This window comes from Bacillus sp. Bvel1, from assembly GCF_014872755.1.
Lineage (GTDB): Bacteria > Bacillota > Bacilli > Bacillales > Bacillaceae > Bacillus > Bacillus velezensis.
The window spans coordinates 127,328-146,571 of sequence record NZ_JAAOBZ010000006.1 but is presented as its reverse complement, the minus strand read 5'-3'; the positions used below and the strand labels follow the sequence as shown (position 1 = coordinate 146,571).

Here is a 19,244-nt window from a genome sequence, read left to right as displayed (position 1 = left end):
TAGGGCGTTATTCACCATTATTAGCAATTATCTGTACGTTTTAAAAGATTCAGTATTTTCAATCTATATTTTTCTATAGACGGATTGTTTTCTTTTCTATTATAATTTGTTCTAATAGCTATCTTTTTAGATACTTATTGCACTTTTTTCTTCGGGAGGTAATCTATGAAAAAATTACGCTTTGGACTAGCGACGCAAATTTTCGTCGGACTCATACTAGGGGTTGTAGTCGGTGTCATCTGGTACGGCAATCCCGCCATTCCAACATATTTACAGCCTATCGGCGATTTGTTTTTACGCTTAATCAAAATGATAGTGATTCCAATTGTCGTCTCCAGCTTAATCATCGGCGTTGCCGGCGCGGGAAGCGGAAAACAAGTCGGAAAATTAGGCTTCAAAACGATTTTGTATTTTGAGATCATTACCACTTTTGCCATTATTCTCGGGCTGGCTTTGGCGAATCTGTTTCATCCGGGAACAGGCGTTAATATACATGAAGCTCAAAAGACAGATATCAGTCAATATGTTGAAACAGAAAAAGAACAAAATAACAAATCTATCGCAGACACATTCCTGCATATCGTACCGACAAACTTCTTCCAATCATTAGCCGAAGGAGATCTGCTTGCCATCATCTGCTTTACCGTGCTGTTTGCACTCGGCATCTCGGCAATCGGTGAAAAAGGAAAGCCTGTCTTGGCCTTCTTTGAAGGTGTTTCTCATGCGATGTTCCATGTTGTGAACCTCGTCATGAAAGTTGCGCCGTTTGGTGTTTTTGCGTTGATTGGTGTTACCGTTTCCAAATTTGGGCTCAGTTCCCTGCTTTCACTCGGTAAACTGGTCGGTTTAGTGTATGTAGCTTTGGCTTTCTTTCTCATTGTTGTATTCGGAATCGTCGGAAAGCTTGCCGGAGTAAACATTTTCAAATTCCTCGCCTATATGAAGGATGAAATTTTATTAGCGTTCAGTACGTCAAGCTCCGAAACCGTACTCCCCCGCGTTATGGAAAAAATGGAGAAAATCGGCTGTCCGAAAGGTATTGTTTCCTTTGTTGTGCCGATCGGATATACCTTTAACTTAGACGGATCTGTGCTGTACCAATCTATCGCCGCTTTATTCCTCGCTCAGGTATACCACATTGACTTGTCCATTTGGCAGCAGATTACCCTTGTGCTTGTCTTGATGGTCACTTCCAAAGGAATGGCTGCCGTGCCCGGGACTTCTTTCGTCGTCCTGCTTGCGACATTAGGCGCATTCAACATTCCTGCAGAAGGCCTTGCATTCATCGCCGGTGTTGACCGGATTATGGACATGGCCCGCACGGTCGTCAATCTGACCGGAAACGCGCTGGCATCCGTTGTGATGTCAAAATGGGAAGGCCAGTATGATCCCGTTAAAGGCGCGAAGGTCATGAGCCTCGCCAAAACAGAACAAAACACAACCATTTCAGGTTAAAATGAAAACCCTGCACGGAATGATTTCCGCGCAGGGTTTTTTATGCCATCGGCGATAGAACGTACCGGTGCAAAAGCTTCGCCGTATTAAGAAGCGATAATTCATGCGTGCGTTCAAAAGCGTGTGAAGCGTCAATTCCCGGGCCGATCAGCCCGTGAACGATGTCATGGCCCGAACGGATGGCTGCTGAGGCATCAGAACCGTAATACGGATAAATATCAAGCTGATAATCAATGCCATAGCGCTCCGCAAGCCCGGCCAGATGTTTTCTGAGCTGATAATGGTACGGTCCGCTCGCATCCTTCACGCAAATGGAGACGGTATATTCATCCGTAGACTGGCCGTCGCCGATCGCTCCCATATCAACAGCCAAGTATTCGACGGTCTCAGGAGGAATGTTGGAATTGCCGCCGTAGCCGATTTCTTCATTATTAGAAATCAGAAAATGCGTCGTATACGGAAGTTCGATTTTCTCTTCCGTGATGCGGCGGATTAAATTCAAGAGCAGAGCCACGCTCGCTTTGTCATCAAGATGCCGGGACTTAATAAAGCCGCTCGGCGTAATCTGCACGCGCGGGTCAAATGAGATGAAATCGCCGACCCTGATGCCGAGATCGGACGTCTCTTCCTTCGTCCGGACAGGCTCATCAAGGCGGACTTCCATATTCTCCTGATTCCGCTCTGCCTTGCCGGCGTCCTTGTAGACGTGCACTGAAGTCTGATGCATTAAGATGGTGCCTGTATAGGTTTTGCCGGAAGAAGTTTGGATCTCGCAATATTCCCCTTCAATCGAGTGATATCGGAAGCCGCCGATCAAGTCAATCTTCAGCCGGCCGTCCGACTTTATTTCCTTTACCATCGCGCCGAGCGTATCGACATGCGCCGTCAGCAATCTGTGTTTCTTGTCATCACGGCCGGGAATTGTGACAAAAAGACCGCCTTTGCGGTTTCTGTAAGAGGAGACGCCCCATTCTTTTAAAAGACTTTCTGTATAGGCGATAACCTCGTATGTATTGCCCGTCGGACTCGGAATCGACACCAGTTCTTTAATCAGTTCCATCGTATGTTTCATATTTTCCACAGGTCATTCCTCCTATCAATTTTATTCTTCTTAAAATATACTCTTTTGATCCATAACCCGTCCAATCTTTTCCTGCTCTTTTTTCATAGAATGAAGGGAGCATGAGCATAGGAGGGAAATGTATGATCAGCCGTAAACCGCACAAGCGGAAAAGGTTTCATAATGATTGGTTTGAGGATTGGTTTGAGGATGATTGGTCTGGTGCAGCCTTCTGGTGCTGTAAAAAAGAAAAAGATCACTGTAAAAAGAAAAAAGAAGACCCTTGTAAAAAGAAGAAAGACAAAAAGAAGAAAGACAAAAAGAAGCATCATCATTCATGCCGCCGCTGCTGCCGTCATTGGTAATCGTTCACACAAGCCCGTTTTACAAATAAAATTCTCATGCTCCCCAAACAGCGGATGCTGCTTGGGTTTTTTTATTAAAATTAGTATCAAGTAATAATATCAGGTGTTATAATCTGATATAAAGGAGTGATTTTTTCATGTCAAAATCTAAAATTACAGCAATCGGTACATATGCTCCGGCACGCCGATTAACAAACGCGGATTTGGAGCGCATCGTCGATACATCTGATGAATGGATCGTCCAGCGCACCGGTATGAAGGAAAGACGCATTGCCGGCGAACATGAATTCACATCGGATTTGTGTGTGGAAGCGGTGAAAAACCTTGCAGAACGATACAGCGGAACTCTTGATGATGTCGATATGATTCTTGTCGCCACAACGACGGCGGACTATGCGTTTCCAAGCACCGCGGCACGCGTGCAGGCTTACTTCGGCTGGCCACACACGGGAGCGCTTGATATTAACGCCACATGCGCCGGACTCACTTACGGCCTTCAGCTCGCAGACGCATTAATTACCGCCGGTTCCCATCAAAAAGTGATTGTCATTGCCGGTGAAACATTATCAAAGGTAACGGATTATACTGACCGGACGACCTGCGTTCTTTTCGGAGATGCTGCAGGCGCCCTATTGGTGGAACGCGACGAATCAGCGCCGGGCTTTTTGGCAGCCGTGCAAGGAACAGCGGGAGGAAGCGCGGACGTGTTGTATCGCACGGGACTGAGCGCAGAATTAAACGGCGAGCCGCTTAAAGGCGGAGGAAATATGGTGCAAAACGGGCGCGAAGTATATAAATGGGCGGCCAGAACCGTGCCTGAGGAATGCAATGCCCTTTTAGAAAAAGCCGGCTTTTCAAAAGACGATCTGGATTGGTTCGTTCCTCACAGCGCCAACATGCGGATGATCGAATCCATCTGTGAAAAACTGCCCTTCCCGCTTGAACGGACATTGACAAGCGTTGAATATTACGGCAACACTTCATCGGTTTCTATTATTCTCGCTTTGGATGAAGCTGTGAAAGCAAAAAAACTGTCGGAAGGCCAGACGCTGGTATTGTTCGGGTTCGGCGGCGGATTGACGTATACCGGACTTTTGGTGAGATGGGGATTTTAATCGAAATCAAAAAAAAGAGGCCCTGAGCATCTGCTCAGCGCCTCTTTTTCTTATGCTGTTATTTCTTCTTCCGTTTTGTGTTCTTTTTTGCTTTGCACCGTAAAATACACGATGGTCAGCGCGATCATGACAACGGCGATACCCAACAGAATGGATGCCTGCTGCCACATATAGCCGTAATCGCCATTTGAAATGACGGCACGGAACCCGTTGATGCTGTAAGTCATCGGCAGTGCCCCGTGAATCACTTGATAGAATCCCGGCAGGAGTTCAAGCGGGAAGGTTCCTCCGCTTGCCCCAAGCTGGAGCACCAGAATGATGACAGCGATAAAGCGTCCCGGATTTCCCATCGTTGTCGCCAATAATTGAATCATCGACAGGAACGCGATGCTGGTAATCATCGTAAAGAGATAGAATCTCCAAGTGCTTTCCACATCAAGCCCGATTCCTTTTAACAGAACCGTGGCGACTATAACGGATTGAATCAGTCCGACGAGCAGAATGACGCTGAATTTGCTGAGGAACCATTCAAAACCGTTTCTCGGACGCCCTGAAGCTTCACTCAGAGGGAATACGACCGTCAGCATCAATCCGCCGACATACAAGCCCATAGAGAGAATATAAGGCGTCAGTCCGGTACCGTAGTTAGGCACGGAATGAATCGCGTTATCGTCCGTTTTTACCGGATCGGCAAACATGCTGTACGTTTTGTCATCTGTCTTAATGTCCCCGGTTTGATCAGCCGCATCTTTCAGCTGGCTGGACAATTGTCCGGTGCCGTCTAAAAGCTTGCTTAAACCGGTGCCGAGAGACGCTTGACCCTGCTCAATTTTGGACGAGCCGTCATGGATTTTGTTTTGCGCGTCCAGCAGTTTCGTTAAGCCGCCAGACACCTGGCCGCTCCCTGACACTAACGCTTCTGATCCTGTTTTGAGCTGTCCGAACTTGCTGTTGTATTCGCCGATACCGGCCGTCAATTTGTTTTGGCTTTCAAAGACGGTCTGCGCTCCGCTGTACAATTTATCAGTTCCAGCCGTCAGCTGGTTAATCGCGTCTTGTACCGCCGCCGCGCCGTTATACAGTTTCGATGTGGACTGAGGCAGTGCTTTCAGCTGATCAGCCTTCGCTTTTACATCTGCCAGCGCGCTTTTTATGACTGACATATCCGGAAGCTGGATATCTCCGCCGGACGGAAGCTGGCTGACGATATTGTCTAAATCCGGAAGGTCGGCCTTCGGAAGCTTCTCATTCAGAAGCTGAACAAGTTTCGCTTTTTGCTCATCCGTTAAGAAATCACTGTCCTTAATCACCTTTTTGACCGCGTCATCCCGGGCATCCAGGCTGTTTTTCAGATCAGAAAGCTTTTTCTTAAACTGCTGCAATTCCTTTTCAGTCTGCTCAAGCTCCCCAACCGCTTTTTCAATATCTGAGAGGTTGACTGAATTGATCGCATCTTCAAATGCCGCCGCTTTTTGCGACACTTCCTGCGCCTTGCTGTTTAACGCGCTTAATCCATTCGTTAAATCCGGAAGCTTTTGCTGGAGCTGCTTTTGTGCGTCAAGGCTCGTTTTCAGCCCGCTGGCCACTTGGCCTCCTCCTGAAGCAATCTGTCCTGATTTATCTTGAATTTCGGCGCTTGCGCTCTGAAGTTTTGCGATAGAGCTGTCAAGCGTTTGAATTCCGCTTGTCACTTTCGCCGCTCCGTCTGCAAGCTGCTGCGTTTTATCGCCGATGGTGGCGGTGCTTTCAGTAAGCTTCGCTAAATTTTCCTTCAGCTTGGCGCTGCCGTCTTTCGCGTTTTTCGTGCCGTCGTCTATTTTCTTGGCGCCGCTGCTGGCTTTGCCGAGTCCTTTGGCAATATCTTTAAAATTGTCAAAAATGACTTTTGCGTATTGCTCCGTCACTTCTTTCGACACGGAGGCTTTCAGCTTGTCGATCGCCTTTTCGCCGATTGTCGCGCCGACATAGTTTGATCCGGCATTCGTATGATATTTCAGATCCAGCTTCTTCGGATTTTTATCCATTACCGTGCTGGCGTTTTTAGAAAAATCTTCAGGAATCTCGACCAATAAATAATATTTAGCATTTAATAAGTCCTTTAACGATTGATCAAGATCGTTTGAAAAATGCCAATCAAAATTATCATTTTTCTTTAACTCTTTCACAAGATCGTCACCGATCTGAAGATGTTTCCCTTCGTAGTCCGCCCCTTTATCCTGGTTGACAACGACAACCGGCAGCTGATCCACCGTGCCGTACGGGTCCCAGTACGCCTTCAAAAACACTCCGCTGTAGATCAGCGGAACGAATAATATGGCAATGATGGGGATTAACAGTTTCTTGTTCGTTACAATGTCTTTCCACTGGCTTTTTATTGTATTCAACCCTGTTGCCTCCTTCCGCAAACTGACTCATTTGACAAAACGGTCACGGCACCTAAAAAGTGAAGGATCATCTATTATTTAGATAATCCTTGACCAACATACATTTCCAGCAATTCGGCGATCGTCTCTTTTTCAAGAGGCGGATGGTTTTTTTCCCAGTCAAATATCAGCGCGATGTAGAGCTTGAGCATCACAAAAGCGGTCAGTTCCGGATCACACGGTTTAATGCTTCCGTTTTCAATGGCTGTTTCTATCTTTTCTTTAATGTATGACAGAATGGCCCGCTCCATTTTCGCAATGACATCCTGAACGGCTATTGTACCAATCTCGGCGTTCTCCTGAAAAATTTTAATAGTCAGCTGGTGTGTTTTTCTGAATTCCAAAATCGCGACAAGCGCCCGGTGAACATTTTCGTGAAATGAAAGCTCCGGTTTCATCGCTTCGTCTGCGTGTTCCTTCATTTCTCTTAAAATAGTGGTGAAAATATCATCAAACAGTTCTTCTTTGTTTTTGAAAAACGTGTAGATGGTTCCCTTCCCCACATTTGCAAGCTTTGCCACCAGATCCATTGTCGTTGCTTTGTAGCCGAATTGTGTAAAAGACTTCGTTGCCGCTTCCAGAATGAGCTTTTTCCGATCGACGGACATGTTTCCCACCTCGTTAAATTGACCGTTTGAACGTTTTAGTCATTTTGTACATAAGATAACTTATCACAGTCGCAAAGAAGATTCAAATGTTTTTTCTCTTTATTGGTGTTCCCTTTACAGAACGGGAACATGCAAAAAACCTCCGTTTTACGATAACGGAGGCTGGTACGTTTCAAATAAATAAGCGAGTGAATCATATACGGCGGCTTTTCCCTGGTCGATACAGTCGGGGATGCCCACCCCTTCGAAAGACGCGCCCGTCGCGTATACGCCCGGATAGGAAGCTTTCAGCGCATCTCTGAACTCTTTGATGCGCTCCTTATGGCCGACATGGTATTGCGGCATGCTTTCGTTCCAGCGGGTCACACAGGTCATTTCCGGTTCGCCATTTATTTTCATTACTTTTTTCAAATCTTCCATTACGATTTTAATGATCTCGTTATCTGAAAGATCTACGATGGATTCATCTCCGGCCTTTCCGACGTACGCCCTGAGAAGTGTTTTGCCCTCCGGCGCCGCGTGCGGCCATTTTTTATTCGTCCATGTGCAGGCCGTGATGGAGAAATCGCTGTTTCTTGAGATAACGAATCCCGTACCTTCATGCTCCATTTTGACGGCTCCCTCAGGAAAACCTAAGGCGACGTTGGCAACGGACGTAGAATGCATATCTTTGAGACATGAAACCGCCGGCAGATCAGAAAGCATTTTCGCCGCGGCTTTATGCGGGGCTGTCACTATGCATCCTTCCGCATAGAGCACTTTGCCATTATCAAGCGTCACGGAATATCCTTTCTCCTCGCGGCCGATATGGGTGACTTTCGTTCCTTTCATCACCTTTGTCAGCGTAAGCTGCTTTTCCAGCTCCTCCACCAACGTTTGAAGTCCTGTCGTCAGCGTTAAAAACTGGCCCTGCTTTTTGGCCGTCAGCTGCTGTCCCGAAGGCTGCGGACGTGATTTTTTCATACCGAGAATCAGGCTTCTGTGCTTTTGCTCAGTCTGATAGAATTGCGGAAACGTGGACATGAGGCTCAGCTTATCAATATCTCCGGCATAAATCCCTGATAATAGCGGTTCTATTAAATTCTCAACGACTTCGTCACCGACGCGTCTGCGGAAAAATTCACCCAGAGACTGATCCTCCTTCGGTTTGCTCGCAGGCAGGACAAAGTCAAGCGCCGCCCGCGCTTTTCCGGGTACAGAAAATAAACCGGTGGAGATGAACGGAGCGATTTTGGTCGGAATGCCCATCACCGCGCCCTTCGGCATCGGATGAAGCGTCTCATTGACGAGCACGTAAGACTGGCCGGTCGCATTGTTGACGAGCAGATGCTCAAGCCCCAAATCCTTAACGAGCTGCGGCGCGCTTTTTTTCCTTTCCAAAAAAGAATCCGGCCCCCGCTCAATGATGTAGCCGTCTTTATGCGCCGTCTGAATTTTACCGCCCGCTCTCGGGCCCGCTTCGATCAGGGTGACCTCAAGCGGCAGCTGTTTTTCCTTGATTTCTTTTTCCATGTAGAAGGCGGCGGCTAATCCCGTTATGCCGCCGCCGATGATGACCAGATGTTTTTTATCGCCACTCATTTTTATCGCCTTCTTTACCGTTTAATTCTACTTGTCCAGCTCTTTCAGCACGACCGCTGCAAGCGCGTCGATAAATTCAGGCTGTGCGTTCGGCATGGCCGGACGATAGTAGCTTGCGCCGACTTCTTCGGTCACAGCTTTGCATTCATAATCATTATCGTAAAGCACCTCTAAATGATCGGCAACGAAGCCTGCGGGCACGTATACAAATGCTTTATAAGGATGCTTTTGATACAGCTCGCGCGTGAGATCCTGCACATCCGGCCCGAGCCACGGATCAGGGGTGTTCCCTTCGCTTTGCCAGCCGACTGCGTAATCGGTAATTCCGGCGCCTTCGGCAATCAGTTTTGCGGATTCCTCCAGCTGGTCAGGATACGGATCGCCGTATTCTTTAATTTTTTCAGGAAGGCTGTGCGCTGAGACGATCAGCATCGCGTCATCCCGTTCTTCTTTCGGCATTGATTCATACGTTTTCTTCACCTGGCCGACCCAATAATCAACGAATTTCGGTTCATCATACCAGCTTTCAACAGACTTGATGGTCAAGCCGCCGAGCTTCTCCGCTTCTTCTTTCGCGCGTTTGTTGTATGACTGGACGCTGAATGTTGAAAAATGAGGGGCGAGCACAAGGCTGACAGCTTCTGTAATGCCGTCTTTATGCATGTCCGCCACCGCGTCTTCAATAAACGGTTCAATATGTTTTAATCCGATGTACACTTTGAATGTTACGTCGTCCTGGATTTCATTTAAACGCTGTGCGAGCTTCTCCGCCTGCTCCTGCGTGATTTTTGCCAGCGGAGAAATGCCTCCGATCGCTTCATATCTGTCTTTTAAGTCTTGAAGCATGTGCGGCTCCGGCTTTCTTCCGCGTCTGATATGTGTATAATAACGTTCTATGTCCTCTTCTTTGTAAGGCGTTCCGTAAGCCATGACGAGAAGTCCCATTTTCTTTTTGCTGCTCATTTTGTTAAACACCTCTTTTGATGGTCTGTCTACCTTGATTTTGACAGGAAAATCTTCTTATAACCAACGATCTGCTCAGGAAGATTGTTCCGTTTTTTTGGCCGCGGAATATTCATGTACAAACGCCGTCAGCTTTTTCAGCGTTGCCGGATTGACATCAGGGAATACGCCGTGACCTAAATTGAAAATAAACCCGTCCGTTTTCATGCCTTGATCAAGTATCGCTTTCGCTTTTTTCTCGATGACTTCCCAAGGCGCAAGAAGAAGCGACGGATCAAGATTGCCCTGAACCGTTTTTGTAATGCCTTGTTTTCTGGCGTCATCTATGCCGAGTCTCCAATCAAGACCGACGACATCAAGAGGAAGGTCATGCCAATCCCCGGCCAGGTGGCTTGCGCCTACGCCGAACATGATCAGCGGAACTTGCTCTGCTGAAAGCTCCCGGAATATTCTGTCCATCACCGGTTTTATAAACTGCCGGTAATCTTCGCGGTTCAGCGCGCCGACCCATGAATCAAAAATCTGAATGGCTTTTGCGCCGGCATTAATCTGCGCTTTTACATAAACGATAATCATGTCCGCGAGCTTGTCCATCAGCATTTGCCACGCTTGCGGCATACTGTGCATAAACGCTTTTGTTTTGTTGTAATTTTTAGAAGGCCCGCCTTCAATCATATAACTGGCCAGCGTAAAAGGCGCTCCCGAAAAACCGATGAGCGGAACATTCAGCTGTTCGTTTACGAGTAATCGGATCGTTTCCAGCACGTAAGGAACATCCTGTTCGGGATTCAGTTCGCCGAGCTTTTCAATATCCGCAGCAGAGCGCACCGGCTGATCGATCACCGGGCCGATTCCGTTTTTTATTTCAACATCCACTCCGATATAAGGAAGAGGCGTCATAATATCTTTATATAAAATGGCAGCGTCCACTCCGTACTGCTCGACCGGGAGCCTCGTCACATACGCGCACAGCTCGGGCTGATGCGTAATTTCGACTAAGCCGTACTTTTCTTTCAGCTTGCGGTATTCCGGCTGAGACCTCCCCGCCTGCCTCATGTACCAGACAGGGACGTGATTTGTTTTTTCTCCCCGTGCCGCTTTTAAAAACGTATCATTAAACGCTTCTCGTTTACTCATCTGAATTTCCACCTTTCCTCCTGCAACCATACGTTCGTGTTCTTCGCCCATTACACTATACCTTGTTTTTTCTGAATGGTATAGAATTGAGGCTTAATGTTCAAAAAATCGCCGAATTCATGATTAAGAAGAAAAAAGCTTCGGCTGAACGTATTCCGTTCCCTCTCCTTCTTGATTCGTCTGCGAATTAAATGGAACGACTTTGTATGAGGCCCCTGAAAACAGATTGGCGTACGGTATGTCAAAGCTGCCTTTTCCTTTCACCGAATCCAGAAGCTTGTCTTTTCCGTCTTTCTTCTCATATATTCGGTAAACAACCCGATCATCCTTTTGAATATCCCATTTTAATTGAACCGTAATCAGTCCCATCGCCTTAAATGTATAACGGGCCGACAGGGATTTTACCGCCTCCAGCTCAATCGGGCTGCCCAGTTCCTTCACATTTTCAGGCTTTTTGAATGTCCGGCCGTTTTCACCCGCTTTTGTGACGATATCTTTAAAGAGTCTGACCGGGTACTGGCTTCCGCCTTTCAGGTAATGGGTTTTATCCGTTTTGTCATAGCCCATCCAGACGGCTCCCGTCAGTCCGGGAGTGTATCCCGCAAACCAGGCGTCCTTTGTCGCGCCGGGGATGCCGGTAAATGTGGTCGTGCCGGTTTTCCCCGCCAGGTCACCTCGATAGCTGCCTTGTGAAGCGGTTCCTTCTTTTACGACCTGCTGAAGCATTCTCGTCATATTCCATGCCGTCTGTCCGCTGAAGACGCGCGTTTTGCCGTTTTTAGGCCCGGATAGCGTTTCTCCGTCTTCGTCCGTGATGTTCTCTATAAAAAATGGCTTCGTATACATTCCGTTTGCCGCAAAGGTATGATAAGCTCCGGCAAGCTGAAGCGGAGTGACGCCTTCAGACAGACCGCCCAGCGCAATCGCGAGTCCGTTGTCAGAAATGTTCATGCCGTTTTTCTCAAGATACGATTTTCCCGTATCCACGCCGATCTGCTTCAATGTCCAGACAGCGGGCGCATTTATGCTGTAAGTGATCGCATCCTGCATCGTCACTTCCCCCTTGTACTGTCCGTCATAATTTTTCGGTTCATACCCGTCGTAGGACGTCAGTTTGTCTTGGAGAAGCGAATACGGTTTGAACTTGTCTTCCTGCATGGCGGGCCCGTATACGGCAATCGGCTTAAACGTTGAGCCCGGCTGCCGCTTCGCCGTAACCCTGTTGTATCCTTTTGTCACGTAGTCGCGCCCGCCGACCGCCGCGCGCACGCCTCCGGTTTTATTATCAATAAAGACGGCGCTTCCCTCTGCCGCCTGATCCGTCCCCGGAAAATAGCCGCTTTCCTTCATGAGGGTATATGCCGTTTTCTGCAGCTTGGAATCAAGTGACGTCCGGATCGTATAGCCGCCTTGAAGCAGCTGTTCTCCTGACATCGAATAACGGTCTTCCGCCTCCTTGATGACAAGATCGATATAACTGTCAAACCAAGGCGTTTCTGATGTTTTCTTGACATTAAGCCCCAATGTCCGGCCCTGGGCTCTGACGGCTTCCTTGGCGCTGATATAGCCTTGATCGTTCATCATTGCAAGAATCGTATCGCGCCGTTCTTTATTTTTATCCGGATGCTGAATCGGCGAATAAAGAGATGGCGCCTTCGGAATCGCTGCCAGAACGGCTCCTTCTGCAACGGTTAAATCTTTTACTTCTTTATTAAAGTAGTAGTGGGACGCGGCTTGAATGCCGTAAACGCCATGGCCGAAATAAAGCTGGTTCAGGTACATTTCAAGCAGCTTGTCCTTGCTGTAATCACGCTCAAGATTGATGGCGATAATGACTTCCTTCGTCTTGCGCAAAAATGTTTTATCATGAGTCAGAAAAATGTTTTTCGCCAGCTGCTGGGTGATCGTGCTTCCGCCCTCCACCTTGCCGCCTGCTAAAACATCCCGGAACACCGCCCGGCCGACAGACTTCACATCAATGCCGTGATGTTCGTAAAACCGTTTATCTTCAACGGCGATAAAGGCATCTCTCACATCTTCCGGAACCTGCTGAATGGATACCGGCTCACGATTTTCCGTATAGAGGCTCGCGATTTCATCACCGTCTTGATCGACGATTTTTGAAGATGCGTGCAGTATTAATTTCTTTTCATCGATGACATAATGGCCGAGAAATATAATGATAATGTATCCGATTAACGCGAGAAAAGCGGTTGCCGCCGCAATTACAGCCGGAATAAAGAATCTTTTTTTCTTTTTCAGCATAAGTCACCTCGCCTTTCTTAACTTGTAGTATGGGAAATATTGTTTCGAATTATGTCAGAATGAGTCGCCAATAGAAACTTATACCACTCTTTTGATATACTAGCAAGCAGGAGGTGGCTGATATGAAGGTTTATATTACATACGGGACAGCCGATTTTTTAAAGACGATTGCCAAGAAACACCCGAGTGAGAATATGGTGCTGATGCAAGGGGAGGATAATGCGGTTTTAATTCATGAAACAAATGGAGAAACCGTTTTTCAGGCGCCCCATTCCTATGAAAGCATCGACAGCGTCGGGGAAATCAAAAATCCGGGCTACGCCGTCCTCAACAACATCGCCGTTACCCAGGAAGGCCGTCCGCTGTTTGAAAACCGGTTTAAAAACCGCGCCGGCAAAGTGGAAAATGAACCCGGTTTTAAAGCCATCCGCGTATTAAGACCGCTCGAAGGCGATACGTATGTCATTTTGACCCTGTGGGAAGAGGAAAAAGCCTTTCAGGATTGGCAGCAGTCAAACTCTTATCAGGAAGCTCATAAAAAACGCGGAACATCTGCCGGTATCGACACGACGTCTATTTTTTCCCGTCCGTCTTATGTAACCGCTTATTACGCAATAGACTGAAAACCGCCGGAGATACTCCGGCTTTTTTGATGTCCCGATTTTACGCATCCTTCTTTGCACCTTCCGCCCGCCTATGAATACCCTGTAGCAATCCTATTTATAAACGGAGTGGTTCAATTGGGGATCGGCGTCTACTCGGTACATCTGCTTTATGTTGCTTTTATCGCGGCCATTATCGTTTTTATGCTTCTCAGAAAAGATACAACCTTTATTTCACTCGCCGGCATTTTTGTGATTGCGCTATGGACGACGCATTCATTCTCCGCTTCGGTCAGCAGCCTGTTTCACAGCTTTACGTATGCCGCCGGAGAATTGCTGCCGACGATTTTTATCATTTGTTTTATCGTGGCGATGAGCGGCCTTTTGACCAAAACCGGTATTAATGAAGCGATGATTTCTCCGTTTGCAAAGCTGATGAAAGGGCCGGCTGTCGCGTATTGGGTTATCGGCTGTCTGATGTTTGCCATCTCTCTTTTTTTCTGGCCGTCACCCGGGGTGGCGCTGATCGGCGCTGTGCTGCTTCCCGCAGCGATCCGGGCGGGCCTTTCTCCGATCGCTGCGGCTATGGCGATGAACCTGTTCGGCCACGGATTCGCTTTATCGGGGGATTACGTCATTCAGGCGGCCCCGAAATTAACGGCCGATGCCGCGGGCATCCCAGTGAGCGATGTCATGCAGGCAAGTATTCCGCTCGTTTTGATCATGGGGTTAACGACGACAATCACCGCTTTCTTCCTCATCATGCGGGATCGAAAAAAAACGAAGGCCCCCCTCTCCTTGGACAGCTCCGGTTCTTTGGACACAAGTATGTATCTGCCGAAAAAACTCAGGGTGATCCTGGCGGTTTTCATTCCGCTTGTTTTTCTCGCCGATATTATCTGCATGATCGTATACCGCCTCCAAGGAAACGATGCGACGGCACTCGTCGGAGGAACCGCGATCGGCATTCTCCTGATCATTCATTTCATTGTATATAAAGAGCGGCATTTAGAAAAGATCACCGAGTATTTTATCGGCGGTTTTCAATTCGGCTTTAAAGTATTCGGCCCCGTCATTCCGATCGCGGCCTTCTTTTATCTCGGTGACGCGGGGTTTAAAAATATTTTGAACACCCCGCTGCCGAAAGGGTCTGCGGGAATCGTCAATGACCTCGGACTGGCCCTGTCCCATTCTTTTCCGATGTCCGGAGAATTCGCCGGCATCGCCCTGGCCGCAGTCGGTGCGATTACCGGGCTCGACGGGTCAGGGTTTTCCGGTATATCTCTTGCAGGCTCGATGGCAAAGCTGTTTTCTGCCGCGCTTCATACGGACCCGGCCGTTTTAACGGCGCTGGGCCAGATTTCAGCGATCTGGGTCGGGGGCGGAACATTGGTCCCTTGGGCACTGATTCCCGCTGCGGCTATTTGTAAAGTTGACCCGTTTGAGCTTGCCAGGAAAAACTTTATCCCTGTTGCGGCCGGACTTATCGTCACGACCATCGCCGCCATCATCATTCTCCCGTAGCAAAAAGATTGAAATCTTCTGACATTTTCTATACAATCATGGGAAAAGCAGACGAGGGGGCATCGCTTTTGACGTTAACGACACTTCAAAAAAGCTTAAACGCTCAGCTTGACGGGCTGTATGAGGAAATGGTTGAAATCAGGCGTCACCTTCACATGAATCCCGAGCCATCCTTTAAGGAGAAAAAAACACCGGCGTTCATCGCCTCATTTTATGAAAAGCTCGGCGTCCCCATCCGGACGAATGTCGGGGGCAACGGTGTCACAGCCTGTATTGAAGGCGGTGAACCGGGACCGGTCGTGGCACTCAGAGCTGATTTTGACGCTTTGCCGATACAGGATGAAAAAGATGTGCCCTATGCTTCACAAATTCCCGGCGTCATGCACGCCTGCGGGCATGACGGCCATACGGCGGCTCTGCTCGCGGCCGGAAAAGTGCTGTACCGCAACCGGGAAAAACTGAAAGGGTCATTTGTGATGATCCACCAGCACGCTGAGGAATTATCTCCCGGCGGAGCAAAAGCAATGATTGAGGACGGCTGCCTCGAACATGTCGATGCCATTTTCGGCACACACCTATGGGCGACTGAACCCGTCGGAACGGTCTTATGCCGCCCGGGCCCAGTAATGGCCGCCGCTGACGGCTTTACGATTAAAGTCATCGGCAAAGGCGGTCACGGTGCGATCCCTCACGATACGAAGGACGCCGTTTTAATCGGCTCACAAATCGTCACGGCTCTTCAGCATATCGTCAGCCGGCGGGTAAATCCGGTGCAGCCGGCCGTCATCTCAGCCGGCTCGTTCACCGCTGAAAATCCGTTTAATGCGATTGCCGATCAGGCAGTCATTTCAGGCACCGTCCGCTCGTTTGACGAAAGTGTGCGCGGCCTGCTCGAAGCAGAAATAGAAGCCGTCGTAAAAGGAATCTGTTCCATGCACTACGCTTCCTATGAATATCGTTTCAAGCGCGGTTATCCCGCCGTCGTTAATCATCCTGAGGAAGCGGCGCACGCGGCGGCAGCCGCAGCTGAAACAGACGGCGTTACGAAAGTCGTTGAAGGAGATCCGCAGATGGCGGGAGAGGATTTTTCCTATTATCTGCAGCATACAAAAGGCGCTTTTTTCTTTACGGGCGCCGCTTTAGAAAACGCGGAAACCGTTTATCCTCATCACCACCCGAAATTTGATTTTAATGAAAAAGCGATGCTGACGGCCGCCAAGGTGCTTATCGGCGCCGCGGTAAGCTACCCCCGCTGACATAAAAAAAAACAGCCGGTACATTACGTACCGGCTGTTGTAATTCTTAAATGAAAAACGTGCCTTGCCGTCTCACCGAGCTGTGACAGCAGTTTATAATTGGCCGCTCCGCCCACGGCGGCTCCGACGACCGGCAAAAGCTGAAACAATTTCACCACGTCCAGATAATCGCGATATTCCTGCTGAAAAACTCTCCAATCGACATCATGCTTTTTCGAATCCCACTGTTCAATCATTGAGTATATGCGTTTCCGCTGTTCACCGCTTGAGAAAGCCAGCTGAAAAATAAACAGCAAAAACAATCGCTCATCCCTGTCTTTCACATCATAGCCGTAAATGGAGGCAAGATCGAACAGACATTTCATTTTAATGGATAGCAGCAAAGGAAAATCAGCCATTCCTAAAAAAATTCCGCCGGCCCCCGTACCGATACCTTCAGCTGCCGCGACCTTTTGGTACGATGCGATGGTTTGTCTGGCGAGAGCATCTTTTTCAGCAAGCGTCATACCGTTTGTATCCCGCTTGCTTTTCACCAGATTTGAACCCGCCATTGTTGCTTCGGTCATTTTTTTAATGCTTTCTGTGATGACGGCATGAATTTTTTCGGGAATCCGCTCATTTATTTTCGCCTGCATTCCTTTAGAAAAGCGTTCAAGCATGGAATCTTTGCGCAAAAAACGCGCTTTCCATTGCAGTGCTTCCTGTACCAGCTGCTGATCGTCGGTCATCTGTGTCTCCTTCTTTCATTGAGGTTTCAAAAACCCGATTGATTACAGCTTGCCGTACTTTTTCAATCTTCCGCCCATATACGATGGCATGATCACAAAAATCAGAACGGCTGAAGCAACGGCCGCATACAGCGCCCCGCTGACTCCCGCGGCATAGGCTGACGCTGCGCAGAACAGCAGCGCCTGCACGGTTAATGCCGATTTCATCAGCGAAAAGAAACTTTGCAGCTTCGCTTTCTGATTGACCGGGTAAAGCTCCTGCAGAGAAAGATGATGAAAATGCCCGAACAGCGGAAGAAGCTGTATTCCCGTAATAAAGACGGTAAATACGGTTAACGCCGCCGTGATCCACGGATTGGCGGAAACGAGCATAATAATCAGGATAAAAATAATCGTGAGCCTGACCTGAATGCCGAGATAATCATTTGAACGCAGAAAGGCCCGCGCATACATATAGGAGAACGTTTTCCGCTGCTCAAACGGAATCATTCTGAGCAAAAAGTCGAGATACGCCCGGCGTTTTGCCTGTTTTTTCAGGTGAGGCACATCGGTAAACAGATTGGCGATTCTGTAAAACCGCTGCTTCCTTCTTAATTCATATTCAATATGAGCTTCCCATTTTAATGATTTATGTTTTGCGGCCGATGTGAAATACACATAAAGGCCGGCCATCACAATGTAGACGGCGGCAGCGTACACATAAAACGACTGTAAGACGAAGTATAAAAGCAGCATATTGCAGATAAAGCGTATGACCGCATCCATCATTTTCATGCTTCTGTCATTCATAAACGTCATCCGCCACTCCATGGCCTGATTCCACGCTTTTACCGCCAGCATCTGAATAAATACGGCGGCATACGACGCAAGCGACGCCCCCGGACTTACAGCGAAAAACAGAGGCATGCATACAAGAGACAGAGCAATAAGCGGAAACAGCTGTGACAGATAGCTGTACTTAAATGAATGCTTAAAGTATGTCCCCATTTTCGGTTCAAGCGGCAGCAGAAACACGAGGTCCGCTTCCTTTAACAGCGTCCGGACGTATGAACCGGTCAGCACAAATGAAAAGAGCACCGCCATCACCCAAAAAGAGGGAAAATGAACGGGAATGTCTTTGACCCACTTGCTGTACCAGCTCGCCGCGCCGGCAATAAAAAAGATCAGCACAATGACGAGATGATCATTGAGCATATATTTCATATACATTCTGGTTTCCTTTATATGCTCTTCAAGCCGGGACTGCCAAATAGTAGACATATTATTCATGGCCGGCGTCTTCCTTCGTCAGTTCAATATACAAGTCATCAAGAGCTGCGTCTTTCATGCCGAACTGCTCTCTCAGTTCTTCCAGTGTGCCGCTTGCCCGCACTTCGCCGTTATGTAAAATAATGAAAGCGTCACAGTAGCGCTCTGCCGTAGCCAGGATATGCGTTGACATCAGCACGCTTGATCCGGCTTTTTTCGCGGCGTCCATCCGCTCCAGCAATGCATTGATCGCAAGCGGGTCAAGGCCGAGAAACGGCTCGTCAATGATATAAAGCGAGGGCTCCGCGAGAAACGCGCACATGATCATGACCTTCTGCTTCATCCCCTTGGAAAAGTGAGCGGGAAACCATTTCAGCCTTTTTTCCATTCTGAATTCTTTCAAAAGCGGAGGAAGCCTTTTTTCAAGCGTTTCTTTGGAAAGGCCGTACGCCATGGCCGTCAGCTCCAGATGCTCTTTGAGCGTCAGTTCTTCATACAGCACCGGCGTTTCGGGGATGTACGTAAATTGCGAGCGGTAGCTTTCCTTATCCTCCGAAAACGTCTTGCCGTTCAGCTCGATCGAGCCTTTATGCGGGTCCATTAATCCGATAATATGCCGGATCGTCGTGCTTTTGCCCGCGCCGTTTAATCCGATGAGTCCGACAATCTGGTTCGGCTCAAGGGTGAATGAAACATTTTTTAAGACCGGGTTTCTCGTATAACCGCCGGTTAAGTCTTTTACCGATAGCAGAGACATAATTTCTCCCCTTCTGATTCGTTTTTCTTCATAGTACCAAAAATAAAGTCTGATTTGAAACGATTCCCTTTTTTTCTCACGTGAAAAGCGTGCATAGTTATCGTTTTGGCGGACATCATAATGTATGTAGAAGGAAACAGCTTTAATCAACTGAAAA

The 19,244-nt window shown here is 48.1% G+C and carries 16 protein-coding genes; 6 read left to right on the top strand and 10 right to left on the bottom strand.

The window, feature by feature from the left end:
* The first annotated feature begins 165 nt into the window (after nucleotides 1–165).
* A complete protein-coding gene (locus HAP68_RS04800) occupies nucleotides 166–1,455 on the top strand; it encodes a cation:dicarboxylate symporter family transporter (RefSeq protein WP_003155211.1) in 1,290 nt (429 codons plus the stop codon).
* 40 nt (nucleotides 1,456–1,495) lie between these two features.
* Here HAP68_RS04800 and HAP68_RS04795 read toward each other — a convergent pair whose 3' ends face one another.
* Entirely contained in the window at nucleotides 1,496–2,527 is a 1,032-nt protein-coding gene (locus tag HAP68_RS04795; protein ID WP_015388474.1) for a M42 family metallopeptidase, read from the bottom strand.
* Between the two features lie 131 nt (nucleotides 2,528–2,658).
* On the opposite strand from HAP68_RS04795, the gene HAP68_RS04790 reads away from it, so the two are divergent.
* Both HAP68_RS04790 and fabHB read left to right on the top strand, forming a co-directional pair.
* Nucleotides 2,659–2,880 carry a hypothetical protein gene (locus tag HAP68_RS04790; RefSeq protein WP_003155215.1) on the top strand — a complete coding sequence of 74 codons (222 nt, stop codon included), beginning with the start codon at nucleotides 2,659–2,661 and terminating at the stop codon, nucleotides 2,878–2,880.
* A 137-nt stretch (nucleotides 2,881–3,017) separates the two neighbouring features.
* The gene (gene fabHB / locus HAP68_RS04785; protein ID WP_003155217.1) at nucleotides 3,018–3,995 is read left to right on the top strand and encodes a beta-ketoacyl-ACP synthase III FabHB; all 978 of its coding nucleotides are present in this window, start codon (nucleotides 3,018–3,020) and stop codon (nucleotides 3,993–3,995) included.
* Between the two features lie 50 nt (nucleotides 3,996–4,045).
* Here the strand turns inward: fabHB and HAP68_RS04780 are convergent, their stop codons facing one another.
* The 6 genes from HAP68_RS04780 to HAP68_RS04755 form a co-directional block, all read right to left on the bottom strand.
* On the bottom strand, nucleotides 4,046–6,379 hold the full coding sequence (locus tag HAP68_RS04780) for a YhgE/Pip domain-containing protein (protein ID WP_003155218.1): 2,334 nt from the start codon (nucleotides 6,377–6,379) through the stop codon (nucleotides 4,046–4,048).
* A 74-nt stretch (nucleotides 6,380–6,453) separates the two neighbouring features.
* Nucleotides 6,454–7,026: a TetR/AcrR family transcriptional regulator gene (locus HAP68_RS04775; RefSeq protein WP_003155219.1), complete on the bottom strand. Its 573-nt coding sequence runs from the start codon at nucleotides 7,024–7,026 to the stop codon at nucleotides 6,454–6,456.
* 147 nt (nucleotides 7,027–7,173) lie between these two features.
* Nucleotides 7,174–8,607, bottom strand: a complete 1,434-nt coding sequence (gene hemY, locus HAP68_RS04770) for a protoporphyrinogen oxidase (protein WP_003155220.1) — start codon at nucleotides 8,605–8,607, stop codon at nucleotides 7,174–7,176.
* A 27-nt stretch (nucleotides 8,608–8,634) separates the two neighbouring features.
* Nucleotides 8,635–9,570, bottom strand: coding sequence for a ferrochelatase (gene hemH, locus HAP68_RS04765; protein ID WP_003155221.1), 936 nt, complete (start codon nucleotides 9,568–9,570; stop codon nucleotides 8,635–8,637).
* A 75-nt stretch (nucleotides 9,571–9,645) separates the two neighbouring features.
* A complete protein-coding gene (gene hemE, locus HAP68_RS04760; RefSeq protein ID WP_003155222.1) occupies nucleotides 9,646–10,707 on the bottom strand; it encodes a uroporphyrinogen decarboxylase in 1,062 nt (353 codons plus the stop codon).
* 123 nt (nucleotides 10,708–10,830) lie between these two features.
* Nucleotides 10,831–12,972 (bottom strand): transglycosylase domain-containing protein, encoded by a 2,142-nt coding sequence (locus tag HAP68_RS04755; RefSeq protein ID WP_024085084.1) that lies wholly within the window; start codon nucleotides 12,970–12,972, stop codon nucleotides 10,831–10,833.
* Nucleotides 12,973–13,094: 122 nt separating this feature from the next.
* Here HAP68_RS04755 and hmoB point away from each other — a divergent pair, with 122 nt between their 5' ends.
* The 3 genes from hmoB (at nucleotide 13,095) to HAP68_RS04740 (ending at nucleotide 16,354) form a co-directional block, all read left to right on the top strand.
* Nucleotides 13,095–13,595: a heme-degrading oxygenase HmoB gene (gene hmoB, locus HAP68_RS04750; protein ID WP_003155224.1), complete on the top strand. Its 501-nt coding sequence runs from the start codon at nucleotides 13,095–13,097 to the stop codon at nucleotides 13,593–13,595.
* A 117-nt stretch (nucleotides 13,596–13,712) separates the two neighbouring features.
* Nucleotides 13,713–15,098 (top strand): hypothetical protein, encoded by a 1,386-nt coding sequence (locus tag HAP68_RS04745; RefSeq protein WP_003155225.1) that lies wholly within the window; start codon nucleotides 13,713–13,715, stop codon nucleotides 15,096–15,098.
* 68 nt (nucleotides 15,099–15,166) lie between these two features.
* On the top strand, nucleotides 15,167–16,354 hold the full coding sequence (locus HAP68_RS04740; RefSeq protein ID WP_024085083.1) for a M20 family metallopeptidase: 1,188 nt from the start codon (nucleotides 15,167–15,169) through the stop codon (nucleotides 16,352–16,354).
* Nucleotides 16,355–16,377: 23 nt separating this feature from the next.
* Here HAP68_RS04740 and HAP68_RS04735 read toward each other — a convergent pair whose 3' ends face one another.
* The 3 genes from HAP68_RS04735 to ecsA are packed head-to-tail and all read right to left on the bottom strand — an operon-like array spanning nucleotide 16,378 to nucleotide 19,087.
* Nucleotides 16,378–17,082, bottom strand: a complete 705-nt coding sequence (locus HAP68_RS04735) for an EcsC family protein (RefSeq protein WP_003155229.1) — start codon at nucleotides 17,080–17,082, stop codon at nucleotides 16,378–16,380.
* Between the two features lie 42 nt (nucleotides 17,083–17,124).
* A complete protein-coding gene (locus HAP68_RS04730) occupies nucleotides 17,125–18,351 on the bottom strand; it encodes an ABC transporter permease (protein ID WP_007409219.1) in 1,227 nt (408 codons plus the stop codon).
* A complete protein-coding gene (ecsA, locus tag HAP68_RS04725) occupies nucleotides 18,344–19,087 on the bottom strand; it encodes an ABC transporter ATP-binding protein EcsA (protein ID WP_003155231.1) in 744 nt (247 codons plus the stop codon). The genes HAP68_RS04730 and ecsA overlap by 8 nt, the downstream gene beginning before the upstream one ends.
* Between the last annotated feature and the right edge of the window lie 157 nt (nucleotides 19,088–19,244).